The organism is Pedococcus sp. P2_D7, from assembly GCF_056404295.1.
Map to the genome: position 1 here is coordinate 226,737 of NZ_JBFUEH010000002.1, position 21,579 is coordinate 248,315.

Here is a 21,579-nt window from a genome sequence, read left to right on the forward strand (position 1 = left end):
GGGCTCACGCATCGGGTGACCCCTGCGAGAGGGCTTCGCCCAGGATCCGCGCGGCGTCGGGGAAGGCGCTGGGGTTGGGGCCGCTGTAGTTGAGCCGCAGGAACGGCCCGGCGGGCTCGGCCGGGAACCACTCGGTGCCCGGCGCGATGAGCAGTCCGGCGCGCTCGCAGCGGGTCACGAGCTCGGCCAGGTCGGTGCCGTCCGGCAGGCGGGCCCAGAGGTTGAGACCACCCCGCGGCACCTGTTCGACGTGGGCCTGCGGGGCGTGGGTGTGGAGGCTGTCGAGCAGCAGGTCGCGACGGGCCCTGAGCTGCTCCCGCACGCTGCGCAGGTGGGTCTGCCAGGCGGGTTGGGTGACGACGTCGAGCGAGGCGGCCTGGAGCAGGCCGCTGACGTACATCGAGTCGGCGCCCCGGTCGGCGAGGATGCGCTCGCGCGCCGGGCCGCGGGCGATGACGGCGGCGATTCGGAGGGCCGGGGAGACGCTCTTGGTGAGTGACCGCAGGTAGATGACATGGCCCGAATCATCCTGCGCTGCAACAGGTCTGGGTGTCGAGGTGATGCCGAAGTCGTGGGCCCAGTCGTCCTCGACGAGGAACGCCCCGTGGTCGCGCACCACCTCGAGCACCTCTTCCGCGCGCTCGACCGACCACTGTGCGCCGGTCGGGTTCGCGTAGTTGGGCTGTCCGTAGAAGACGCGGGCACCGCTCTCCTCGAAGGCTCGCGCGAGCTCGTCGGGGTCCGGCCCGTCGGGCCCCGACGGCACCGGCACGACGCGCACGCCGGCCTGGGCGGCGGCGGTGATCGCGCCCCAGTAGGTCGGCGACTCCATGAGGACGGGCTGTCCGGCGGCGACGAGCGCGCGGAAGAGCGAGCTCAGTCCGCTCTGGCTGCCGGGCAGCACGATGACGTCGCTCGGCGAGGGAGGCGTGACGCCGACCGGGCTCGCCGCCCCGAGCTCGCGGGCGAACCACGACTGGAGGTCGGGCAGCCCTGCGACCGGCGGCCTCGACAGCGTCGTGTCGCCGCGCACCGCGCGGGTGAGGGCCGAGCGCACCAGCCGCTCGGGCAGGAGCTCGCGATCCGGGTAGCCGGAGTGCAGGGCGATGACGTCGTTGGCCGCGCTGCGCATCGCGGTCGAGACAGCCGGGGTGCGCGACTGGGGCGCTCGCAGGGCCGCGGTCTGCCAGCCGTAGTCGGAGGGTCGAGCCGTCCGGACGGCTCGCACGAAGGTCCCCACCCCGGGCCGGCTCTCGACCAGCCCCTGCGTGGTCAGCTCGCGCAGCGCCCGCTGGACGGTGACCGGGCTGGCCTGGTGCCGCGCCACGAGGGCACGGGTGGAGGGCAGCCGGGCGCCCGGCGAAGCGTCCGCGATCCAGTCGCGGAGTGACGCCGCAATCCGCGAACTGCTATCGTCGGTCATGACGCAGCATAGTAGCGCTACTCTCTCTCCACCGCGGGTGCTACCCGCGGGTGCCTCGGCCGGCCTCTGGTGGGGCCTGGTCGGAGTAGCAGCCTTCTCCTTCACCGTGCCCTTCACGCGCGTGGCGGTCGGCGGTCTGTCGCCGCTCTTCATCGGCTCCGGTCGCGCCGTCGTCGCTGCCGTCCTCGCCGCCGCTGCGCTCGCCGCCACCCGCCAACGTATGCCGCGTGGCCGGCAGTGGGCGCGGCTCGCGATCGTGGGTGCCGGGGTCGTCATCGGCTTCCCGTTGCTGACGTCGTATGCGCTGACCACCGCTCCCGCGAGCCATGGCGCCGTCGTGATCGCCCTGTTGCCGGCGGCCACCGCCACCATGGCCGTGCTGCGCGGGCACGAGCGGCCGCCCGTGTCGTTCTGGGTCATCGCGGGGGTGGGGGCGCTCGCCGCGATGGTTTTCGCGTCGGCCCAGTGGGGAGGCCTGGGCCAGCTGCGCTGGTCGGACCTGCTGCTCTTCGGGGCGGTGGTGGCCGCTGCCATCGGCTACGCGGAGGGCGGGCTACTCGCCCGCGAGCTCGGCGCCTGGCAGACCGTGTCGTGGGCGCTCGTCCTCTGCGCGCCGCTGATGGTCCTCCTGGCCAGCCTCTCCGTTGCGCACGAGGCACCCTCGGCGACGGCCGTGCAGTGGGCGGCCTTCGCCTACCTCGGGGTCGTCAGCATGTTCCTCGGATTCTTCGCCTGGTACCACGGACTCGCGATCGGCCCGATGGCCCACGTGAGCCAGGTCCAGCTCGTCCAGCCGGTGCTCTCCATCTCGTGGGCCGCACTGCTGTTGGGCGAGGCGCTGACCTGGACCACGGTCGTCGGAGGACTGGTCGTGATCGGGTGTGCCGGCGCGGCGGTGCGGGTGCGACTCGGCATACCGACGCTGCCGCGTGCGGCGACGACGTCGGCGGCGGCGGCGGCAGAGATCGCGGTGACGCCGGCGGCATCGAGAGGAGACTGACGCCATGTACGTGCCGCACTTCAACGCCCTCGACGACGAGCGGGCGGTCCGCGCGATGGTCGCGCAGCTCGGCTCGGCGCAGCTCATCACGACCGGTCCCGACGGCTACCCGCTGGCGACGCTGCTGCCGGTGGTCTGGCGCGACGACACCGTCATCGCCCACTTCGCCAGGGCCAACGAGCACTGGAAGGCGATCGCCGACGACCAGCCCGCGCTGCTCGTGGTCACCGGGCCGCAGGCCTACATCTCGCCGACCTGGTACGCGGCCAAGGCGGAGCACGGCAGGGTCGTGCCGACGTGGAACTACTCGGTCGTGCAGCTGGCCGGACGCGCGACCGTGCACGACGACGTCGACTGGCTGCAGGGCGCGCTCGACGAGCTGGTCGAGCAGCACGAAGGGCATCGCGAGGCGCCGTGGCACCGCACGGACGCCCCGGAGAAGTACATCCGCGGGCAGCTGCGTGCGATCGTCGGGGTCGAGTTCGCGGTGGAGCGCGTGCAGGCCAAGGCCAAGCTCAGCCAGAACCGGTCAGACGCCGACCGCGCCGGCGTCGTCACCGGGCTGCTGGCGGAGGATTCGTCAGACGCGCACGCCGTCGCGGAGCAGATGCGCACCGGCGGGGTCGTTCCGCCGGTCTAGCGGTCGTCCTCGTCGGTCAGCGTCGACGACTGGTCAGCCTTGCCGGGCTCCCGACCCGCCACGGAGGCCTTCTCCCAGTCGAGCGACTGCATCCCGGCCTCAGCTCGGCACGTGTTGATCAACTCCCGCCGCAGCGCCCAATAGCGGGTGCTCCATTCATTGAAGTCCACGTGGTTGTGCTTGGCTCCGCGGGGGATGTGCTCCTTTCGGAGGTGGAGCCACAGGTCCGCGGCGCGCGCCGCGACCTCGTCATCGCAGACGAGGCGCAGCTCTTCAAGCGCCTTCTGGCCTTCCGCGGCGGGCACGCCACGCATGTCGAGACGCTCGCCCTCCGTTGCGAACCCTCGCTGTCGCCCAGCTGCTGCAAGCGTGCGGATCGCCAGGAACACGTCGTGGCTCTTGGCCATGAACTCCACGTATTGGACCCGTCGGGTCTCGCGCAGACGTTCCGTTGACTCCCTGGCGAAGCTGGCGCGTTGTGTGACGAAGGTGGCAATGGCACCGAAGGCCGTACCCGCAAGGGTTCCGAGCACCGCTATGAGCGTCTCCATGCCGACGATTGAACTCCCGTTGCCCACCTGAAGGAAGGTCAGGAAAGGAGAGGCGCCCAGTGCTGCCGAGGTCCTCGGGCCTCCCGTCCTGCGGAGTGCGGTTCCCTGCTCCGACCACTCAGACGATGACCCTGCCCCGGTCCGCGGTCAAGGGTGGCGGACGCGCCACTCCTCGGCCAACAGGGCATAGAGGTAGCCGTCCATCCACTCACCGGACGGATGCAGGGCGTCCTTGACGGCGTGCTGTTCCCGTCGCATCCCGACTCGCTCCATCAGCCGGTAGGAGGGGGCGTTGCCCACGAAGCAGTCCGCGGTCACGCGATGGAGGCCCAGGTCCTCGAAGCAGATCCGGAGTGCGGCCTCTACCGCTTCGGTCGCGTAGCCCCTCCCTGTCTCCTCCGGTCGCAGGGCCCATCCGAGCTCGGCCTGGACTCCCTTCGCCTGCGACGCCAGCTGCGGGGGTGACCACACGTCTCCGATCTTGACCATGAGGTCGCCGATGACCGCTCCCTCACGCTCGATGACGAGCAACAGGTCGAGTCGCTCGGGTGCGACGAACCGCTCGTGGAAGTCCTCCGGCGGCTCGCCGAGCCACTCGGTCACCAGCGACGAGCTGCGATAGGAGAGCACGGCATCCGCGTCGTCGACCGTTGCCCTCCGAAGCGTCAGTCGGGCTGTGGACACGGGCCATTCGACGTCGGCGAGCTCTCTGGGCACGGTCCATTGTGTGCCATGCCCGTCGGGTGGTGGAGGGGGCCGTGCCAGGCGACGGTCAGTGCCAGAAGGCCGCGAGGTGCTCCGCCAGCGCCTGGCCCTGCTCGTGTCCGCCGCGCGCGGCCTGTAGTCGGGTGGCCGGATCCAGTGCGTTGGCGTCGAACACATCACCGGCGCCGGCGTCGGGGAAGACGGTCTCGACCCGGCTGCCTCCGGCGCGGAGGTCGTCGACCTGGCTGGCGAGGTCCATCCGCCACTCGAGCGGCATCCGGGTCCGGCCGCCGAAGGGCGAGAGCACCAGCACCCGGGCGAATCCCATTGCCAGGTCTGCGTTCTCGCTGCGTCGGTAGCCGCCGTTAAGGTAGCGCTCGTCCCCGATCGGGTAGCCGTTGCCGGTGCTGGCGGCCACCGCGTCGACGAGGTCGATCCCGCTGTCGCGGTCGAACACGACCGGCGCGCCGGTGCGCGCATCGACTGCGGTGATGAGCACCCTCTGCTCGGGCCACCCGTGACTGGGGAGCCGAGCCGCGACGAGGTCGCGCCAGCGCGCCTGGGAGCCGTCGTCCTTCTCCAGGGCCGCGGCTCCCATCCGGCGCCGCAGGTCGGTCGGGTCCGAGGCAGCGGCGATGATCGCGTTCGACCAGTCCACGTAGCGCTGACCCGCGGCCCCCGGACCGGGTCGTCGGTCAGTCCGACCGTCGCCAGGCCGGCCCTCGCCTGGCCGGGCGTCGCTGACGCGCGGCCGAGGCGCCTGCGCGACGACGGCGGCATACAGGTCTGTCGGGCTGGTGCCACTCGTGATCTGGGCGGCCACGGTCGAGCCGGCCGAGGTGCCGACGATGAGGTCGGCGTCCACCAGGTTGACGCCCGCCTCGGCGAGGCCGGCGACGAGGCCGAGCTCCCAGGCGTTGCCGGCCGCCCCGCCGCCGGCGAGGACCAGGGCCCGATCGCCGAGCGGGCCGGCGTCTCGCGAGTGAGCAGGCGTGGTGTCCATGGTTGACGCCGAGGCTAACGTCTGAGTCCAAGGAAGCGTGTGCCGCTCAGGTGTAGCAGTCTGGAGGATTCAGCGTGACAACGATGCGGGTGAGCGTGCTGAGCGGGGTCGGGCGCGTGGGCGTGGAGGAGCGCGAGGTCCCGGTGCCGGGCGACGACGAGGTGCTGGTCGAAGTCGGGTCGGTCGGGGTCTGTGGCTCCGACGTGCACTACTACGAACACGGCCGGATCGGTCCCTACGTCGTGGACTCCCCGTTGGTCCTCGGGCACGAGGCGGGCGGGGTCGTGGCCGCGGTCGGGGCGGGCGTCACCTCGTTGAGCGTCGGCCAGCGGGTGTCGATCGAGCCGGGTGTGCCCTGTCGCAACTGCACGCAGTGCCTGGCCGGGCGCTACAACCTGTGCCCCGACGTGAAGTTCTTCGCGACGCCCCCCTACGACGGGGCGTTCGCGCAGTTCGTCGCGGTGCCCGCGTCGTTCGTGTATGCCGTGCCCGACACCATCAGCGACGACGCGGCGGGCCTGCTGGAACCACTGTCCGTCGGCATCTGGGCGTGCCTGCGGGCGCGGGTCGCCCCGGGCAGCACTGTCCTCGTCACCGGTGCGGGTCCGATCGGCCTGATCGCCGCCCAGACGGCCCGGGCGTATGGGGCGGATGCCGTCGCCGTGACGGACGTGAATCCACACCGCCTCGCCCTCGCCGAGAAGCTCGGCCTCCGCGCGATCGACGTCAGCGCGACCTCGCTGGCCGAGGCCGGCATCGAGCCCGACGTGCTGCTCGAGTGTTCGGGCAACGCGCGAGCCACCTGGGACGCGGTGTCGGTCGTGGCGCGCGCCGGACGCGTGGCGCTGGTCGGGATGGGTGGCGACAAGGTCGAGCTACCGCTGTCCTACGTGCAGGACCGCGAGCTCACCATCACCGGCGCCTTCCGCTACGCCAACACCTGGCCGATCGCCATCCAGCTGGCCGCCTCGGGTCGGGTGGACCTCGACTCCATGGTCACCGGGCACCACGGGCTCGACGACGTCGAAGCCGCTCTCACTGCCGGACGCACCGACCCGACCTCGATCAAGGTCATGATCCGGCCCGGGGACTGACTGACTGGCTCGCGCTCGGACTGACGCCTACTCCATCAGCTCCGCGAGCCGGGCGAGCCCGGGTGGACCGCACTTCGCGAGTCGCTCGGTCGCGTCGTCGAGGGCCTGCGACGCGGCATAGCCGGGAGGCGTGCGCGCCGGGTTGAGGGCGACCCCCGTGGCCCACTCCTTGATGTCGGGTTCGGCGGTGTAGGCGGCAGCGTTGCGACTGCCGAAGACGATCATCCGGGCCCACTCCTGCAACGAGTTCCCGTAGACCGAGGGAGCGCAGATCCGGTTCTTCTCGTCGTCGTCGTCGCGGGTCGCCTCGATGTATCCGGTCACGGCCGCACCGAAGGAGGGGAAGCCGGCCCGGATCGCCTGGAGCGTGATCACCTCGGGGCGCCAGACGGGCACGCGTCCCGGGTACTTGAGGCCGTCGGCAGCGCAGTGCACGACGAGGGCGTCCTTGTCGATGGCCACCGACCCGTCGGCGAAGGTGAGCTTCCCGCGGTCGACGGTCTGGATGTGCCCGAGCCGCACGACGTTCTCGAGGGTGCGCAGCTGGTCGAGCTCCCAGGTGGCGAGCGTCGGCGTCTTGGCCATCGTCGGCGTGACGGTGCGGTCGATCCGCAACACGACGCCGCGCTCCTCGAGCCGCAGCATCACCTCGTCGAGGGTCTCGGCGCCCACCGCGGCCTCCACGATGTCGGCACTCGCGCTCAGGAAGATCGCCGGGTCGGGCTGGATCAGCGCCCGGTTGTACATCCACGGTTCGCGCGCGCGCACCCAGCAGATCGAGTCAGGGTCCACGCCCCGCGAGAGCAGCCAGATGCAGGCGTCGGTGGCGGTCTTGCCGGCCCCCACGACGACGTACTGGCGCGGTGCCTCGTCGAGCTGCGCCAACTCGTTGACGGGGACGAGCCGCACGTCGTCGGCGACCCCGAACGGGGCTGCCTTCTCGGCCGGGATGCTCGGGGCCAGGTAGCGGGCGTCGACCACCCGGCACTCGGGACTGATCTCGAACCGCTCGCCCGAGATGCGCGAGGTGAAGGTGCGGTCACCGGCATACTCGCTGTTGGGGAAGAACTCGACGCGGCCGGTGTCGACGAGGCGGTCGAGGACCCTGGCGTAGTAGGCGCAGATCTCCGGTTGGCTGGCTCGCTCCTGCAGTCCCTTCTCCGGGCCGCGCTGCTGCAGCTGGCCGCCGCCGAGCAGGGTCGAGGCGACCCCGTAGAAGGCGGAGGACTGGTGCAGTCGAACGAAGGGGTATGCAGCGAGCCAGTGGCCGCTGACGCCGTGGCGCCGGTCGACCAGGGCGACGCGGACGTCGGCGTGGTCGACCAGCGCATCCGTGAAAGCCATGCCCATGGCGCCGGCCCCCACGACGAGGTAGTCGGCTTCGACGATGCGCGTCATGCCCCCACGCTGTCACCGCGCGGCGCGCTCGTCCATGCTGCAGATGCATGAGGCGTTCGGGCCGAGGATCAGGTCACGGTCGGTCGAGGACCGTCGAGGATCCGTCGAGGGCCGTCGAGGGCCGTCGAGCGGCAGGGGTCAGATCGCCGCGACGCCGGCGGTCACGGCGAGGGCGAGCCCGAACGCGTAGGTGCCCATCGCGCCGGTCATCCGTGGCGCGGACTCGGCGGCCAAGGTCTGGCTGCGCAGCATCGAGACGGCGTGCAGGAGGCGCGAGGCGGTCGCCAGGACGATGAGGCCCTGGGCCCACAGCTGCGGGGACTGCCAGCCGACGAGCAGGAACAGCGCGATGAGGGTCGGCACGTACTCGGCCGCGTTGCCGTGGGCGCGCTGGGCGATCAGCAGCGGGTCGGCTGGATCCGTTGGCATCTGGCTGCTTCCGCGCTTGGCGGCGTAGCCACGGTTGAGTGAGACGTTGAAGCCGAGGACGAAGATCGAGGCGGCCAGGACGGCGGAGCAGATGATGGCTGTGGTCATGACGGTTCCTTCCACGTGGGGTGGGTGAGCACGTGCGAGACGAGGTCGGCGCAGTAGGTCGTGCCGAGGAGGGCGTCGGCCTTGCGGAGCGCGCCGGGTGAGGTCACGTTGACCTCGATGAGGTGGTCGCCGATGACGTCGAGGCCGACGCAGCGCAGGCCGTGGTGCTTCAGCGTTGGTGCGAGTCGCTCGACGATCTCGAGGTCGCGGTCGGTGAGCTCGGCCGGCCCGTCGGGGCTGACGATGCGGAAGTCGCCCGGCACCGGGTGCCGCAGGCTGGCGCCGACGGCGACACCGTCGAGCAGGTAGATCCGCTTGTTGCCCGCCTCGACCTGCGCCAGGTAGGGCTGCACGACGACCGCTCTGGTCCCACTGCGAGTGGAGGATTCGACGATCGAGGCGAGGTTGGGGTCGGTGCTCGACACGAGGAAGACGCCTCGTCCGCTGAAGCCGTCAACCGGCTTGACGACGATGCGCTGGTGCTCGGCCAGGAAGTGCCTGATCGTGTCGGCGCTCGCCGTGACGACGGTCGGTGGCACGAGGTCGGGGAACGACAGGCCGAGCAGGTGCTCGCTGCAGGCGCGCAAACCGCTGGGGGCGTTGACCATCGCGGTGCTTGGGCTGCTGTTGGTGTCGGCAGCGCCGACGAGGTCGAGCACGTAGGTCGCCGCGAGGAAGTCCAGGTCGACAGGTGGCTCGAGGCGCATGAACACTGCCGCCACGTCGTCGAGCCGCAGCTGCTCCTCGGGTCCGGCGTCGTACCAGGGATCCGGCACGGTCCACCGGCAGCCGTCGGCCGGCGTCGAGGGCGCCAGCTTCAGCGCACGCGCCCGGGCCATCGCGCGTCCGTCGACGACCTCGAGGTGCCGGGCCTCGGCGGCCCACACCTCGACACCGAGCTCCTGCGCGGCGTGCATGAGCCCGATGCTCGTGTCGAGCGACGCGTCGAGCCCGTCGAGCGGGTCGATGACGAAGAGTGTCTTCATGCCGCCACCTCCGTGTCGTTGACGGCCTCCAGGAGGGCGGTCGGGTCAGCCGTCTGCCACTGGTCCCAGTAGGTCGGGAGGGTGGGGAGCAACAGGTCCAGCGCGCGGCGACGCAGGCTCGCGTCGTACATCAGCGCCCAGACGGTGCCGAGCAGCTCGGCGGTCGGCCGCTGGGAGTCGAGGTAGCGGAGCTCGAGGTAGCCACCCCGCGGACGGACCGGCGGGAAGAGCGTGGTGAGGTGGTAGCCGTCATCGCTCGCCTCCGGGACGGCGAGGCGCTCAGCGGCGCCGGCGAACGCGGCATACGCCCCGATCGGGTCGCGCACGTCGAGGTGGCGCCCGTCGTAGCCGGTCCTGGCCGGGTCGATCCCCTGCCAGATGCGGGTGCGCTCGCGGTCGCCGCCGTAGGCCGCGACCAGCGATGGGCCGGCGAGGTTGGCGACCAGCCACTGCTCGTAGCCGGCGCGGCCGGGCAGCAGGTCGACGCACACCTGCAGGCTCGCGCTGAGCCGCATCATCCGGCGGCCCGCGTCGCCGTCGCGATCGAACAGCTCCTGCATGGCGAGGTAGCGCGGCGTCCGGAGGGTGAGGGGGACGTCGTCGAGCGCGCGCCACGGGTCGACTCCGGTGAGGGCGATCTCCGTGGACGCGTGGACCGCTGCGAGGCACCAGTCGACCTCGCGGAGCAGTGCGGGGATGGACGGCTGCGGGGGAAGGCTCAGCTCCAGCTGCCCGCCGGGCTCGAGGGTCGGGTGGCCGCGACGGGCCAGCTCACCATCGAGATCCGGTATGCCGCGCACGTGCATCTCGAGCTCGACGCCGATCGTGCGGGGTCCTGTGGCCGGGCTGAACGCTCGCTGGACCGCTTCCCTCAGGTGCGCTGACTCAGTCATCGGATCTCCCTCATTTCACCGCAGTTGCACTGCGGTCAATTACCGATAGAGTGACGCTCGTGGAAGAAGGTGTCAAGAGGCAATACCGCTCGGCGGCACGGACGGCGGCGGCCGAGGAGACGCGGGCGCGCATCCGTGCGGCGGCGGTGGAGCTCTTCGTCGCGCGGGGGTGGCAGGGCACGACGCTCAAGGACGTGGCGGAGCGGGCGGGCGTGGGGGAGCGCACGCTCTACGACAGCTTCGGCAACAAGCTCGGCCTGCTCCGGCACACCATCGCGATGCTGACGATGGGCGACGAGTCGCGAGTGCGAGCGGCTGACCGGCCCGAGGCGATCGCCGCTCGTGCGATGGACGACCCCCACGAGGCGCTCGCCACGCACCTGCGGCTGGCGACCGACCTGATGAACCGGGCCGGCGACCTGATCCTCGTCAGCGATGCCATCCCGGCCGCCGACCCAGACCTGCAACGCACGGTGACGCGCGGCACGGAGTCTGCCTACGAGCTGAATCTCCAGCTGGCACAACGGTTTCACTCACGCGGCGAGCTTCGGCCCGGGCTGACTGCTGCGACGGCCGCGGACATCATGTTCACGCTGAGCTCACCCGGCGTCTTCAACACGTTGCGGCGCAAGCGGCGGTGGGGCCAGCAGCGCTACCAGGACTGGGTCATCACCAGCGCCACCGAGCAGCTCCTCGCCTGACCTGCGCCGTGGGGTTGGCTGGGCTCAGTCCGCTGGTCCTTGGCCACAATGCAGACCGGGGGGTGCGACAAAAGTGCAGGTCAGGGGCCTGCAGGCTGCCCGTTGGGCGTAGGGTCGCGGACATGTGCACTGCTCGAGCCATGAACCTCCTCGACGCGCCTGGGGCCCTGTGATGGCCTTCCTGACGCGCTACTCGGACGACCCGTCGACGCCCTCGGTCGGCTCCGCCCTCCGCGACCTCGCGGTGCGCGCGGTCGCGCCGGCGATCCTCCTGTGGGTCGCGATCGTCGGCGGCGGCTTGGTCATCAAGGGCCCGCTCAAGGGGCTGAACTCCGAAGACACCATCAGCAAGGACGTCCAGGAGACCCGCACCAAGACCTGGGACTCCATCACGATGGTCTGGTCCCACATCGGCAACACCGAGATCGTGATCGGCGTCTGCGTGGTCGCCGTCGCCCTGATCTGGTGGCGCACCCGCGAGTGGTGGCGCGCCCTGGTGCCGGCCATCGCCATCTCCCTCCAGGCCACGGTGTTCGTCATCGCGACCGCCGTCGTCGGCAGGCCGCGACCCCATGTCCCCCACCTGGATCCCGCACCGCCGACCTCGAGCTACCCCAGCGGGCACGTCGGCGCGGCCACTGCCCTCTACGTGTCGTTCGCGCTGCTCGCTCAGTCGATCCAACGCAAGGCGCTACGACGACTGGTCACCACGCTGTTCCTGGTGATCCCGGTGCTCGTCGCGTGGGCCCGGCTCTATCGAGGCATGCACCACCTCAGCGACATCCTGATCGGCGCCCTCAACGGCCTCGTCTGCGCCCTGCTCGCCTGGGCCTACCTCCGCCGCAAGGCGTACTCCGGCCAGTACTGATGCCACCGAACAAGCAGAAATCGGTTGGCCGGGCCGCGCGCGACGATCGTTTCAGGTCCATCAGGTTGGGGGGCTCAGCGGGCAAGCGCCACCCGGCTGCCAAGATGACGCCATGAACCCGCTGCCCGACCTGCCCAACGCCGTGCGCTATGCCGCTCTGGCCAGGTTGCTTGTCCGGCACGGACGGTCGGACCTGGTCAGCGGTGCGGGGTTCGACGAGTTCCTCGTCGAGGACGAGCGGCCCGCTGGCGACCTCTCCGAGGCGGAGTCCCTGGCCGAAGACCTCGAGTCGATGGGTCCGACCTACGTCAAGCTCGGCCAGCTCCTCTCGACCCGCGTCGACCTGCTGCCGCCGGCGTACACGGAGGCCCTGACCCGGTTGCAGGACAAGGTCGAGCCCTTTCCCTACGCGCAGGTCCAGCAGATCGTGGAGGACGAGCTGGGCGTCGCGATCAGGCATGCGTTCGCCTCCTTCGAGCAGGTCCCCATCGCCGCCGCGTCCCTCGGGCAGGTGCATCGTGCGGTCCTGCCCAGCGGCAAGGAAGTCGTCGTCAAGGTGCAGCGCCCAGGGGTGCGGGAAGTCGTGCGCGACGACATGGAGGCGTTGACCAAGATCGCAGCGTTCGCGGACGACCACACCGACGTGGGTCGTCGCTACGGCTTCGGCCAGCTGCTCACGCAGTTCCGCCGCTCGCTGGCCGGCGAGCTGGACTACCAGCGGGAGGCCGCCAACCTGGTGCGCCTCGGCGAGCTCACTGAGAGCTACCCCCTTCTCGTTGTCCCGCAACCTGTTTCGGACTACACCAGCGGTCGGGTGCTCACGATGGACTTCGTGCCCGGTCGGAAGGTCACCGACATCGGCCCGCTGGGCCTGACCGACCTCGACGGCGAGCCGCTCGTGAAGGAGCTCTTCGCGGCATACCTCCGGATGATCCTCGTGGACGGCTTCCTGCATGCCGACCCACACCCCGGCAACGTCCTGCTCACCCCCGACGGCCGGCTCGGCCTCATCGACCTCGGCATGGTGGCGACCGTCCCGCCCCGCGTCCAGGACCAGATCGTCAAGCTGTTGCTTGCGATCGGCGACTCCGACGGCGAAGAGGCGGCGATGGTCCTCGCCGCGATGGGCCAACAGCTGGAGGGGTATGCCGCGGGGCAGTTCCGCGACGAAGTGGCCGCCCTCGTGTCCCGGGCCGTGGCCCTCGGCGAACAGGTGCAGGCGGGTGCCGTCCTGGTGGAGCTGAGCCGCCTCTCGGGCGTCCACGGACTGCGGCCACCGCCCGAGATGACCATGGTGGGCAAGGCACTGCTCAACCTCGACCAGGTGACCAAGCACCTCGACCCCAACTTCGCGCCCGCCGAGGCGATCCGCGAGAACGTCACCGACATCATGGGCAGCGGGCTGCACGTGTCGGCATCCGGGCTGATGGCTGCAGCGATCGATGCCAAGGAGTTCACGGCGAACTTCCCCCGCCGTGCCAACGCGATCATGGACAACCTCGCCGGCGGGAAGTTCTCGCTCCGGGTCGATGCCCTCGACGAGGCGAGGTTCCTGCACGTGCTCCAGCGGCTCGCCAACCGGCTCACCATGGGGATCGTGATGGCCGCGCTGGTCGTCGGCGCGGCGTTGATGATGCAGGTGCCGACGCAGAACCGGATCCTGGGCTATCCCGCCATCGCCATGGTGTTCTTCCTGCTGGCCGCTCTCGGCGGAGCTGCGCTGGTGGTCTCGATCGTGCGAACGGACAGCCGCATCGCGCGCCGCGAGGTCACCGACCGCGACCCCAGACCCTGATCGGGACGCCCCCACGGGTCGCCCAGATGGGGCTACGACGTTCAGGCGCCTGATGGGGTGCATCCGGCTACGTTCCGGCAGTGTGTGTCCGAGCCCTAGGTACCGGACTTCTTCGTCGGTGCCGGGAACGGGGTCTTGCCCTGGGCGAGGGCGTCGGTGAGCTGCTCGATGCGACGGGCGCGGGTCTCCGGGAGCACCGCGGTCTGGATGCGATTCAGGAAGGCGAAGCGGTTGCGGCCGTCCAGCGCCGCATAGACGTCGGTGAGGTCGCGCGCAGCCAGGGCGGCGGCAAGGTCGTCGGGCACCACTGCGGTGGCCGGGCTGTCGTAGGCGGCGTCCCAGCGGCCGTCCGCCTTCGCCATTTCCACCACGGCCAGGCCGGCGGGGCGCATCCGCCCCTCGACGGTGAGCCGCTCGATGCGCTCCCGGTTGATCTTCGACCAGACGCTCTTCGCGCGCCGCGGGGTGAACCGCTGCACGTACCACTCGTCGTCGAGCCGCCGGGAGATGCCGTCGATCCAGCCGAAGCAGAGCGCCACGTCCACGGCCGTCGTCCAATTGATCGACGTGACGCCGGTGCCCTTCTTGGCCATCCGAATCCAGACGTGCGTGGCGGTCGACGCGTTGTCGACGAGCCAGGTCTCGAACGCCTTGTCGTCCTCGAAGAACACCGCGTCGGTGTGGACCATCGACATGGCAGCAGCCTAGGGGTACGGATTTGGAGTAGCTGGACATGCCAGGTCACCCGGTGGGTCTCACCAACCCGGCATCGGCGTCCATCCATCCGAACGTGTGTCCGCAGTCGAGACAACGGTGTTCGTGGCACCGGCCTCGTTGCTCCACGAAGGCCACGCGGTGCCCCGAAACCCGGCAGATGAACGGGTGCGTGACCCGGGTGAGGCCCTCCTCCGCGAGCAGGAAGCTGTGCCCGCAGACGCAGCTGTACTCGATGAAGCCGCTCCGGGCGGTGACCTGGTGGACGGTGTGGCCGAACACGCCGCACAGATAGCGGACCCTCTTGGGAAACGCCGCCAGGGGCTCGTGGCGGTCGGCGTCCACTGCGAGGAGCAGCGGATGCCCGCAGCGAACACAGGTGTACTCGTTGTGTCCGGCGCGTCGGTCGATGCGGATGTATGTGTGATGGCGGAGGAAGCAGCCCAGCACGTGGCGGGTGTGGCTGACCCTGCCGTCCTCGAAGAGGAACGGCTGGCCGCACCGTCGGCACCGCGGGTTGCCGTCGACCACCGTTCGGTTGTCGATCTCGTGGCCGAAGAGCGCGCACGACCCCGCTGGGGGCGCGGCGACCGGCGGCCTGACGGCCGGGGCGGCGAGCGGGGCTTCGAGCCGGGAGGGATGCGTGGGATCAGACATGGCGCTGCCCGGACTACTTGTTTCCGAGCCGGAACTCGACGGCTTCTCGGGTCATGAACGAGCAACCCGTGAATGACGCGTCGTCACACGCCGTCAAGCTCACGAACGCCAGCGCCACGCCCGACCTGAATGCTGCCGTGCTCCCCGAGTCCGGCAAAACGGTCAAGGTCGTCGACTGCGCGTCCCCGGTGCAGTACGTGATCGGGACGGTAATCGCAGCACCCTTCGCCAGGAGAGCCCCGTCGGAAACCGAGACCTGGCTGACCGTCCCTGCGGCCGATGCCGCGGCGGCTGCGCCGAACATGCCGCCCAACCCAAGGGACAACCCCAGAAGAGTTCGTGTGACAAGTGGTCGTTGCATGGTCGGTTCCTCGGCTTCCAGAAGTTGTCGCTCGGGTCGTTGATCCCAGCAGCATGGCGACCAGCATCAGCCGTCCGCATCCGCGCTGCGGGCCGTCCGTGTAGCCGCACGGCCGACATCGTTGTGGACCAGAACACGACGGCTGGGGCGCAGTTTCAGACTGCCGACAACCCCGTTCACGTCGGGATGACGACGACCTTGCCGAGGGCGCGGCCCTCACCGACGTAGGCCAGCGCTTCCGGGACCTCATCGAGCGAGTAGGTGCGATCGATGTGGGTTTCCACGTGGCCGGCGACGCACAGATCGGTCAGCGACTGGAAGTGGGCGGGACCCGGCTTCACGGCCAGCACGCCGAGTCGACGGCCTGTGACCAGTCCGGCGGTCGCACCGATCGTCAGCACCCGAAGCAGCGCCCGGACGGACCCCCCGACGCACAGGTACCGGCCGCCAGGAGCGAGCGCGCGTCGATAGGCGAACACCGACCGATGAGCCACGAGGTCCAAGATGAGGTCATACGGGTCGTGGCCCCGGGTGAAGTCGTCGCCGCGGTAGTCGATCACCTCATCGGCGCCGAGGGTTCGCATGAACTCCAGCTTGTCCGCGTTGTCGACACCGGTGACATGTGCACCCAGACGTTTGGCCAACTGGACGGCGAAGGAACCAGAGCCACCGCCGGCCCCGTTGATGAGCAATCGGAGCCCAGGCGAGACGCGAGCCGTGCCCTGGAGAGCGATCGCGCCGGCTTGCGGGATCGTCGACGCCTCAGCAAATGTCAGCTCGGCTGGTTTGAGGGCCAGGACCGATTCGGGTGCGACCGTGTACTCGGCGAAGCCGCCCATCAGCCGCAGGTTGTCGCCGTAGACCGCGTCACCGGGCTGGAACCGAGTGACGCCGTTGCCGACTGCCTCGACCACTCCGGCGATGTCCGATCCGAGCGTCGGCCGTCGCGGCGAGCGCAGCCCACCCAGGCGCGCGTAGAAAGGCGAGCCTCGGAGGCCCTCCCAGTCACTGAGGTTGATCGACGTTGCTGTGACCTTCAGCAAGACCTGCCCGGTAGCGGGGGACGGAATGCGGACGTCTTCGACACGCAGCACGTCGGGGCCGCCGTACCGCTCGTGGACGACGGCCTTCATGCTCCCTCCAGCCCGCGCCATACCTCGATCCTGTCAGGTGTGCTCAAACGACCTGCGACCTTGATCGGCATGAGGCTCTCCTTTCAACCCTCGAGTCGGTCCCGTTGCCGAGGTGAGAGCAGCCGTGGAACATCCGAACGACCTGGATTTCGCCGACCTGCGTCGTGCACCTGAGGCCGAGTTCCACGACGCTGACCCTGAGTCGCGTCAGGGTCACCTCAGGGTGAGGCTCCGGCGCCTCCCCGATGTGGGCGCTGGGCTATTAGAGCCACGATTCTCGGCATGATCACAGTCGAATCACTCACGAAGAGCTACGGACGCGGAATGACCGCCGTCGACGGTGTCTCGTTCACCGCTGCCACCGGTCGGGTCACCGGATTCCTCGGCCCCAACGGTGCAGGCAAGTCGACGACGATGCGCATCCTGGTGGGCCTCACGCCGGCCACCTCGGGGACCGCAACGGTCGACGGGCGCCGGTTCATCGACCTGCCCAACCCAGGCACGGAGGTGGGTGTCCTGTTGGACGCCTCCGCACAGCACGCCGGGCGCACGGGACGGGAGATCCTCACCCTCGCCCAGCGGACGATGGGCCTGCCCCGGACCCGAGTCCAGGAGATGCTGGACCGCGTCAGCCTGACCGCCAACGAGGCCGACCGACGCGTCCGCGACTACTCCCTTGGGATGCGTCAGCGCCTCGGCATCGGCACCGCCCTCCTGGGAGACCCGCGCGTGCTCATCCTCGACGAGCCGGCAAACGGACTGGACCCCGCCGGCATACGTTGGATGCGCGACCTCCTGCGCGGATTCGCCGACCAAGGCGGCACCGTCCTGCTCTCCTCCCACCTCCTTCACGAGATCGAGGTCATCGCCGACGACCTCGTGGTCATCGGCAACGGACGCATCGTGGCCCAGGGCACCAAGTCCGACCTGCTCGCGTCGGCCGGCACCGTGGTCCGCGCCCGCAACGCTGCCGCCCTGGCGGTGGCACTGGAGAGCGCCGGCCTGGCCATCACGGCTCACCCTGACGGCAGCGTGCACACCGACGCCGCACCCGACCAGGTCGGCGAGATCGCACTCGCCGCACACGTGGTCCTCACCGAGCTCCGTACTGCCGACGGTGCCGGGCTCGAGGAGATGTTCCTCGAGCTCACCGCAGACACCCAGCGCGAAGGAGCAGCAGCATGACCACCACCGTCCTGCGGACCCCGACCTCCGAGTCGGCCACGTCCGCCTCCCGCGCGCGCACAGCGACGGCGCGGATCCCACTGACCCGCATCATCGGGGTCGAGCTGCGCAAGATGTTCGACACCCGCTCGGGCTTCTGGCTGATGGCCAGCATCGTCATCACGAGCGTGCTCGCCACGGCCGCGATCATCGTGTTCGCACCGGACGACCAGCTCACCTATGACAACTTCGCGGCCGCCATTGGAGCCCCGATGACCGTCATCCTGCCGATGATCGGGATCCTCGCGGTGACGAGCGAGTGGAGCCAGCGCAGCGGGCTGACCACCTTCACCCTCGTGCCGCACCGTGGTCGGGTGCTCGGGGCCAAGTTCCTCGCAGCCATCACGGTGGGTGTCGCGTCGATGGTCGTCGCCCTCGTCGTCGGTGTGCTCGGCACGGTCGTCGGGAGTGCCATCGCCGGCGTGGACCCGGTCTGGAACGTCTCGGTGGGCCACTTCGCGACGATCGTCCTGGGCAGCGTCCTCGGCATGGTCTTCGGCTTCATGCTGGGCCTGCTCATCCGCAACTCCGCGGGCGCCATCGTCACGTACTTCGTGTACACACTCGTCCTGCCCCCGCTGCTCGGGCTGCTGGCGGCGAACCAGAAATGGTTTGCCGACCTGCAGCCGTGGGTGGACTACAACTACGCGCAGACCCCCCTCTTTGACGGCGGCCTCTCCAGCCACCAGTGGCAGCACCTTGCCGCCACCGGTGGGCTGTGGCTTCTCCTCCCGATGGCGGTCGGGCTGCTGGTCGTCCGTCGCGCCGAGGTCAAGTAGGACCTCCCGCGGTCACGTTCATCGGGCGGCGCCGTGGAGCCGAGTGCATGCCGGCCAAGTGCCACCCCGGGACCACGAGCTGAGCAGTTGCATATCAAGACACCCTGTCCATCCAGCGAGGTTCCGCAGGATGGACAGGGTGTCAGAGGGTGGAACGGAGGGACTCCACCGTCCTCCCTCCTCTGCTGCGGCTCCTCGACATTCAGGAGCTTGGGTCTCCACGCAGCCAGCGAAGGGCCCGCTGACCAAGCCCTTCCGGCTCTGAGCCCACCAGGGATGCCAAGGCCTGCGGATCGGGCCGACCGCCCTGCTCGTAGTAGCGCAAGGCCTCAGCGACCTTGTCCAGCAAGTCGTCGACCTCGCGCTCGTCATACCCGGTCTGGAACTGCGTCGGTGTGAGCGTCTTGTTCATGACGTCCTTCGAGGTGAGCATCCGACCATCATGCGCCCCACGACGGCTCTGCCTGGGAAGTCGGCGACGACCCACCGGCTGAGCACCACGCGGGCAACCAGCGTTCGTTGGTTCTGCGCCACTGGCGCCTGTTCCACCCAGGGCGTCTTCCGCGGCCAAGTCCCCGACTGGATCTTCTCGCGCCGTTCGCAGCGCCTTCAGGACCATTGGCTCTGGTCGGGGCAGTCACCGGCGAGGACGGTGAGTGTGCCGGGACAATCCCGGGTCCGAGGGGGTCACCATGTCCAGCAACATCCGCGACGCCTCATCCGCAGTGGGGGCGACTTCAGGGAGAACGAGATGCCCAGCCCCAGATGGGGTCGAAGAGCTGATGGCACGCGTCCGGGGCAGTGTCAATGGCATGTTGACCACTCCCGGGCCAGACCGGACGGAGGGTGACGCGTGCTGACACTAGACAGCGGATGGCTTGCGTCAAGGGTGCTGCTGGAACGCGACGTGCTGACCCGCGAGTTCCTCGCCGCATCCCTCGAGCACCGTCTGTACGGGCTCGAAGTTGACCGGGGGCAACTCAAGCGCGGTTGTGACTACGCCGGCGAAGTCGGGCTCGGGGCGGTCCTGTGTCGCCCAGAGCACGTGGCCACGGCCGCCCGGCGGCTGACCGGGACCGGCGTCGCGGCGGTGACGGCTCTCGCCTTCCATGACTCGACGCGGCAGCAGGACCCCGCCGACCTGGCCGTAGAAGCACTTGAGCTGGTCTGCGCCGGCGCTTCAGAGGTGGCGTTGGTTGTCGCACCCGGGCTCGACGGCGACGGCTGCCTGAACCTGATCCGTGAGCAGGTACAGGCCGTCGTCGAGGCCGTCGCACCTCAGCGCCGCAAGGTCCGGGTGCTGATCAACACGACCGACGCGTCCAAAGACCAGTTGAGGGCCTGCACGTCCCTGGTGGGCGGGGCAGGTCCGACGCTCGTCCAAGGAGGGTCATTTCACGGCGACCGCGCGACGTACTCGCAGATCGAGGCGATGCGTGACGCGCTGCCCACCGACGTCCTGCTGAAGTGGACCCAGCCGGTGAGGTCGGTCGAGATGCTGCTGGTCTGCATGGCGATGGGCGTCAACAGGTTCAACGGCGACATCCCGGCGCTCTTGACCGCGGCCAGGCGCAGCGCGCAGTTCGGACCGCTCATGCTCCCGATCAACGGAGTCGACTTCTGACTGTGCATGGGGCCGCCTGGCCCGTGGCCCGGGCCTGGTTGGCTGCCCGACGTGGGTGGCGGTCCGCCAGTGGGCCCATGAGGGCAAGCACTACGTCCTGCGCGACAGCGACGTGGTCGAGTTCCACTTCACCGTGCAGTCCGCTGCGCCGCCAGTGGGACGCGCGTGCCTCAAGACGGCAGCCACTGCTGAGCGCGGGCGACGCGAACCTGGTCTCGTCCGTTGCCGAGGCTGCCCTTCTGCTTGCGGAAGCCGCCGTCGGCCCAAGCAGAGTCGTTCACTGGTGGCGGTTCGGCACCGTCCCAGGTCGCGTACCCACCCAGCAGCCCGAAGGAGGCCTCCGCCACCAGGACGTGGTCAGCCAGGTCGCGCAACACCTCGGGGGGACATGCGGCCAGGAACAGCCCCGGGAAGTTCTTCTCGGCGAAGACGACGAGGTGCGCCAGGCGGTGGGTGTCGTCGACAGCCAGGTGTGCGCCCGACGCCATGCTGCTCCGGACGGCGTCGAGCACCGCCGAGCGGTGTGGCGCCGTGAGCTCCGGCAACGCTTCTCGGTGCGCGTCCTCGAGTGCGTCGGCGGGGGCGGTGCGCAACAGGTAGCGGTATTGGCGCACGAACGGGTCCGAGATCTCCGGAGCCGTCGCTACGGCCGGACTCTCTTGGACCTCGTGGTCCCGGCCGAGTGCTCGGCGCATGGTGCAAGCCTAGAGTCGCGGCCCGGCGACACGCCAGAGGCGGGGAAGGGGTGGCTACGAGGCTCTGCCCCTGGCGTCTTGGCGGGGTGGATTGTCGATGGGGCTGAGTCAGCTTGGTCTGAGGAAGATTTCTGCAGGGTGCGGCGGGCTGCTCACCAACCAACGGGCGCGGTAGATGGTCGCCACCGATGGGGTTGGAGGCGCAGGATGAGACCGTGGAAACGTGGGATGCCCTGCGGGCGCGACGAAACGTCAGACAGTTCACTGAGCAGCCCGTGCCGGACGAGGCGCTCGACCGTATTCTCGAGGCTGGGCGGCGTGCCCCGTCGGCAGGCAACTGGCAGCCCTGGGACTTCGTGCTCGTCACGGACAGGGCGCAGCTGGTCGAGCTGGCGAAGGTCTGGCAGGGCGCGCGGCATGTCGCCGGGGCGGCGGCCGCGATCGCGATCGTCGCGCCAGAGCCCAAGGACGACCGGCAGTCGGAGCTGCTCCAGTACGACCTTGGCCAGGCCACGTATGCGATGACCGTCGCCGCGGCCGACCTGGGTGTCGGCACGGGCCATGCCGCGGCCGCTGACCAGGACCAGGCCAGGAGGGTGCTGGGCTTCCCGGAGGGACGATTCCTGGCCTACATGCTCTCCGTCGGTTATCCGTCGGAGAAGCCGTTGGCCGTCATCAACCGGCTCAACCGACGCCCGTTCGATGAGGTCGTGCACCGGGGAGTGTGGTGACCAGCGCGACGCCGCAAGCAAGACCGGAGCTCGCCATGCCGGGAACAGCACGCGCTTGGCGTCGGAT

General features: G+C 69.9%; 24 protein-coding genes. 10 read left to right on the forward strand and 14 right to left on the reverse strand.

From position 1 onward, the window contains the following. Positions 1-4: 4 nt before the first annotated feature. The gene (locus AC1DWJ_RS04580; protein WP_477620091.1) at positions 5-1,423 is read right to left on the reverse strand and encodes an aminotransferase-like domain-containing protein; all 1,419 of its coding nucleotides are present in this window, start codon (positions 1,421-1,423) and stop codon (positions 5-7) included. Between AC1DWJ_RS04580 and AC1DWJ_RS04585 the strand changes: the two genes are divergently transcribed. After that, positions 1,422-2,423 (forward strand): DMT family transporter, encoded by a 1,002-nt coding sequence (locus tag AC1DWJ_RS04585; RefSeq protein ID WP_477620092.1) that lies wholly within the window; start codon positions 1,422-1,424, stop codon positions 2,421-2,423. The two genes, AC1DWJ_RS04580 and AC1DWJ_RS04585, sit on opposite strands and share 2 nt — an antisense overlap. Before the next feature lie 4 nt (positions 2,424-2,427). Further along, positions 2,428-3,063: an FMN-binding negative transcriptional regulator gene (locus AC1DWJ_RS04590; RefSeq protein WP_477620093.1), complete on the forward strand. Its 636-nt coding sequence runs from the start codon at positions 2,428-2,430 to the stop codon at positions 3,061-3,063. Here AC1DWJ_RS04590 and AC1DWJ_RS04595 read toward each other — a convergent pair. The 3 genes from AC1DWJ_RS04595 to AC1DWJ_RS04605 all read right to left on the reverse strand — a co-directional run bounded on the left by AC1DWJ_RS04595 (position 3,060) and on the right by AC1DWJ_RS04605 (position 5,322). After that, on the reverse strand, positions 3,060-3,614 hold the full coding sequence (locus AC1DWJ_RS04595; protein ID WP_457254270.1) for a hypothetical protein: 555 nt from the start codon (positions 3,612-3,614) through the stop codon (positions 3,060-3,062). The genes AC1DWJ_RS04590 and AC1DWJ_RS04595 overlap by 4 nt on opposite strands. A gap of 147 nt (positions 3,615-3,761) precedes the next feature. Further along, positions 3,762-4,298, reverse strand: a complete 537-nt coding sequence (locus AC1DWJ_RS04600) for a GNAT family N-acetyltransferase (protein ID WP_477620094.1) — start codon at positions 4,296-4,298, stop codon at positions 3,762-3,764. An 88-nt stretch (positions 4,299-4,386) separates the two neighbouring features. Beyond that, positions 4,387-5,322, reverse strand: a complete 936-nt coding sequence (locus tag AC1DWJ_RS04605; protein ID WP_477620095.1) for a patatin-like phospholipase family protein — start codon at positions 5,320-5,322, stop codon at positions 4,387-4,389. Between the two features lie 83 nt (positions 5,323-5,405). On the opposite strand from AC1DWJ_RS04605, the gene AC1DWJ_RS04610 reads away from it, so the two are divergent. Continuing rightward, complete coding sequence (locus AC1DWJ_RS04610; protein WP_477620365.1) at positions 5,406-6,416, forward strand: NAD(P)-dependent alcohol dehydrogenase; 1,011 nt, start codon at positions 5,406-5,408, stop codon at positions 6,414-6,416. Positions 6,417-6,443: 27 nt separating this feature from the next. Here the strand turns inward: AC1DWJ_RS04610 and AC1DWJ_RS04615 are convergent, their stop codons facing one another. From AC1DWJ_RS04615 to AC1DWJ_RS04630, 4 genes are all read right to left on the reverse strand, one after another. After that, positions 6,444-7,814: an NAD(P)-binding protein gene (locus AC1DWJ_RS04615; RefSeq protein WP_477620096.1), complete on the reverse strand. Its 1,371-nt coding sequence runs from the start codon at positions 7,812-7,814 to the stop codon at positions 6,444-6,446. Positions 7,815-7,952: 138 nt separating this feature from the next. After that, positions 7,953-8,351, reverse strand: coding sequence for an MAPEG family protein (locus tag AC1DWJ_RS04620; protein ID WP_477620097.1), 399 nt, complete (start codon positions 8,349-8,351; stop codon positions 7,953-7,955). Further along, positions 8,348-9,337, reverse strand: coding sequence for a glutathione synthase (gene gshB, locus AC1DWJ_RS04625; protein ID WP_477620098.1), 990 nt, complete (start codon positions 9,335-9,337; stop codon positions 8,348-8,350). Before gshB ends, AC1DWJ_RS04620 begins: the two co-directional genes overlap by 4 nt. Beyond that, entirely contained in the window at positions 9,334-10,230 is an 897-nt protein-coding gene (locus AC1DWJ_RS04630) for a glutamate-cysteine ligase family protein (protein ID WP_477620099.1), read from the reverse strand. The genes gshB and AC1DWJ_RS04630 overlap by 4 nt, the downstream gene beginning before the upstream one ends. 59 nt (positions 10,231-10,289) lie before the next feature. Here AC1DWJ_RS04630 and AC1DWJ_RS04635 point away from each other — a divergent pair, with 59 nt between their 5' ends. From AC1DWJ_RS04635 to AC1DWJ_RS04645, 3 genes are all read left to right on the forward strand, one after another. After that, positions 10,290-10,931: a TetR/AcrR family transcriptional regulator gene (locus tag AC1DWJ_RS04635; RefSeq protein ID WP_477620100.1), complete on the forward strand. Its 642-nt coding sequence runs from the start codon at positions 10,290-10,292 to the stop codon at positions 10,929-10,931. A gap of 172 nt (positions 10,932-11,103) precedes the next feature. Continuing rightward, positions 11,104-11,799, forward strand: a complete 696-nt coding sequence (locus AC1DWJ_RS04640) for a phosphatase PAP2 family protein (RefSeq protein WP_477620101.1) — start codon at positions 11,104-11,106, stop codon at positions 11,797-11,799. 112 nt (positions 11,800-11,911) lie between these two features. After that, positions 11,912-13,594 (forward strand): ABC1 kinase family protein, encoded by a 1,683-nt coding sequence (locus AC1DWJ_RS04645; RefSeq protein WP_457254260.1) that lies wholly within the window; start codon positions 11,912-11,914, stop codon positions 13,592-13,594. A gap of 95 nt (positions 13,595-13,689) precedes the next feature. On the opposite strand, the gene AC1DWJ_RS04650 is transcribed toward AC1DWJ_RS04645, so the two are convergent. The 4 genes from AC1DWJ_RS04650 to AC1DWJ_RS04665 form a co-directional block, all read right to left on the reverse strand. Continuing rightward, complete coding sequence (locus AC1DWJ_RS04650; RefSeq protein ID WP_477620102.1) at positions 13,690-14,289, reverse strand: YdeI/OmpD-associated family protein; 600 nt, start codon at positions 14,287-14,289, stop codon at positions 13,690-13,692. Between the two features lie 46 nt (positions 14,290-14,335). Beyond that, positions 14,336-14,965 carry a hypothetical protein gene (locus tag AC1DWJ_RS04655; protein ID WP_477620103.1) on the reverse strand — a complete coding sequence of 210 codons (630 nt, stop codon included), beginning with the start codon at positions 14,963-14,965 and terminating at the stop codon, positions 14,336-14,338. Positions 14,966-14,978: 13 nt separating this feature from the next. Next, complete coding sequence (locus tag AC1DWJ_RS04660) at positions 14,979-15,269, reverse strand: hypothetical protein (protein ID WP_477620104.1); 291 nt, start codon at positions 15,267-15,269, stop codon at positions 14,979-14,981. 233 nt (positions 15,270-15,502) lie between these two features. Then, positions 15,503-16,459 carry an NAD(P)-dependent alcohol dehydrogenase gene (locus tag AC1DWJ_RS04665; RefSeq protein WP_477620105.1) on the reverse strand — a complete coding sequence of 319 codons (957 nt, stop codon included), beginning with the start codon at positions 16,457-16,459 and terminating at the stop codon, positions 15,503-15,505. 282 nt (positions 16,460-16,741) lie between these two features. Between AC1DWJ_RS04665 and AC1DWJ_RS04670 the strand changes: the two genes are divergently transcribed. Both AC1DWJ_RS04670 and AC1DWJ_RS04675 read left to right on the forward strand, forming a co-directional pair. Then, the gene (locus tag AC1DWJ_RS04670) at positions 16,742-17,644 is read left to right on the forward strand and encodes an ABC transporter ATP-binding protein (RefSeq protein ID WP_457254253.1); all 903 of its coding nucleotides are present in this window, start codon (positions 16,742-16,744) and stop codon (positions 17,642-17,644) included. Then, the gene (locus AC1DWJ_RS04675) at positions 17,641-18,462 is read left to right on the forward strand and encodes an ABC transporter permease (RefSeq protein WP_477620106.1); all 822 of its coding nucleotides are present in this window, start codon (positions 17,641-17,643) and stop codon (positions 18,460-18,462) included. The genes AC1DWJ_RS04670 and AC1DWJ_RS04675 overlap by 4 nt, the downstream gene beginning before the upstream one ends. A 202-nt stretch (positions 18,463-18,664) precedes the next feature. Here AC1DWJ_RS04675 and AC1DWJ_RS04680 read toward each other — a convergent pair whose 3' ends face one another. Further along, positions 18,665-18,895, reverse strand: coding sequence for a DivIVA domain-containing protein (locus AC1DWJ_RS04680; protein ID WP_477620107.1), 231 nt, complete (start codon positions 18,893-18,895; stop codon positions 18,665-18,667). A gap of 456 nt (positions 18,896-19,351) precedes the next feature. Here AC1DWJ_RS04680 and AC1DWJ_RS04685 point away from each other — a divergent pair, with 456 nt between their 5' ends. After that, a complete protein-coding gene (locus AC1DWJ_RS04685; RefSeq protein ID WP_477620108.1) occupies positions 19,352-20,086 on the forward strand; it encodes a hypothetical protein in 735 nt (244 codons plus the stop codon). A 170-nt stretch (positions 20,087-20,256) separates the two neighbouring features. On the opposite strand, the gene AC1DWJ_RS04690 is transcribed toward AC1DWJ_RS04685, so the two are convergent. After that, positions 20,257-20,781, reverse strand: coding sequence for a hypothetical protein (locus tag AC1DWJ_RS04690; RefSeq protein WP_457254248.1), 525 nt, complete (start codon positions 20,779-20,781; stop codon positions 20,257-20,259). 215 nt (positions 20,782-20,996) lie between these two features. On the opposite strand from AC1DWJ_RS04690, the gene AC1DWJ_RS04695 reads away from it, so the two are divergent. Continuing rightward, entirely contained in the window at positions 20,997-21,512 is a 516-nt protein-coding gene (locus tag AC1DWJ_RS04695; RefSeq protein ID WP_477620109.1) for a nitroreductase family protein, read from the forward strand. Positions 21,513-21,579: the final 67 nt, after the last annotated feature.

What these genes read in the sequence shown, in the direction of transcription:
- AC1DWJ_RS04585 (WP_477620092.1), top strand. Translation starts at nt 1,422, where the DNA reads ATGACGCAGCATAGTAGCGCTACTCTCTCTCCACCGCGGGTGCTACCC.
- AC1DWJ_RS04580 (WP_477620091.1), bottom strand. Translation starts at nt 1,423, where the DNA reads ATGACCGACGATAGCAGTTCGCGGATTGCGGCGTCACTCCGCGACTGG.
- AC1DWJ_RS04590 (WP_477620093.1), top strand. Translation starts at nt 2,428, where the DNA reads ATGTACGTGCCGCACTTCAACGCCCTCGACGACGAGCGGGCGGTCCGC.
- AC1DWJ_RS04595 (WP_457254270.1), bottom strand. Translation starts at nt 3,614, where the DNA reads ATGGAGACGCTCATAGCGGTGCTCGGAACCCTTGCGGGTACGGCCTTC.
- AC1DWJ_RS04605 (WP_477620095.1), bottom strand. Translation starts at nt 5,322, where the DNA reads ATGGACACCACGCCTGCTCACTCGCGAGACGCCGGCCCGCTCGGCGAT.
- AC1DWJ_RS04610 (WP_477620365.1), top strand. Translation starts at nt 5,406, where the DNA reads ATGCGGGTGAGCGTGCTGAGCGGGGTCGGGCGCGTGGGCGTGGAGGAG.
- AC1DWJ_RS04615 (WP_477620096.1), bottom strand. Translation starts at nt 7,814, where the DNA reads ATGACGCGCATCGTCGAAGCCGACTACCTCGTCGTGGGGGCCGGCGCC.
- AC1DWJ_RS04620 (WP_477620097.1), bottom strand. Translation starts at nt 8,351, where the DNA reads ATGACCACAGCCATCATCTGCTCCGCCGTCCTGGCCGCCTCGATCTTC.
- gshB (WP_477620098.1), bottom strand. Translation starts at nt 9,337, where the DNA reads ATGAAGACACTCTTCGTCATCGACCCGCTCGACGGGCTCGACGCGTCG.
- AC1DWJ_RS04630 (WP_477620099.1), bottom strand. Translation starts at nt 10,230, where the DNA reads ATGACTGAGTCAGCGCACCTGAGGGAAGCGGTCCAGCGAGCGTTCAGC.
- AC1DWJ_RS04640 (WP_477620101.1), top strand. Translation starts at nt 11,104, where the DNA reads ATGGCCTTCCTGACGCGCTACTCGGACGACCCGTCGACGCCCTCGGTC.
- AC1DWJ_RS04645 (WP_457254260.1), top strand. Translation starts at nt 11,912, where the DNA reads ATGAACCCGCTGCCCGACCTGCCCAACGCCGTGCGCTATGCCGCTCTG.
- AC1DWJ_RS04650 (WP_477620102.1), bottom strand. Translation starts at nt 14,289, where the DNA reads ATGTCGATGGTCCACACCGACGCGGTGTTCTTCGAGGACGACAAGGCG.
- AC1DWJ_RS04655 (WP_477620103.1), bottom strand. Translation starts at nt 14,965, where the DNA reads ATGTCTGATCCCACGCATCCCTCCCGGCTCGAAGCCCCGCTCGCCGCC.
- AC1DWJ_RS04660 (WP_477620104.1), bottom strand. Translation starts at nt 15,269, where the DNA reads ATGTTCGGCGCAGCCGCCGCGGCATCGGCCGCAGGGACGGTCAGCCAG.
- AC1DWJ_RS04665 (WP_477620105.1), bottom strand. Translation starts at nt 16,459, where the DNA reads ATGAAGGCCGTCGTCCACGAGCGGTACGGCGGCCCCGACGTGCTGCGT.
- AC1DWJ_RS04670 (WP_457254253.1), top strand. Translation starts at nt 16,742, where the DNA reads ATGATCACAGTCGAATCACTCACGAAGAGCTACGGACGCGGAATGACC.
- AC1DWJ_RS04675 (WP_477620106.1), top strand. Translation starts at nt 17,641, where the DNA reads ATGACCACCACCGTCCTGCGGACCCCGACCTCCGAGTCGGCCACGTCC.
- AC1DWJ_RS04680 (WP_477620107.1), bottom strand. Translation starts at nt 18,895, where the DNA reads ATGCTCACCTCGAAGGACGTCATGAACAAGACGCTCACACCGACGCAG.
- AC1DWJ_RS04690 (WP_457254248.1), bottom strand. Translation starts at nt 20,781, where the DNA reads ATGCGCCGAGCACTCGGCCGGGACCACGAGGTCCAAGAGAGTCCGGCC.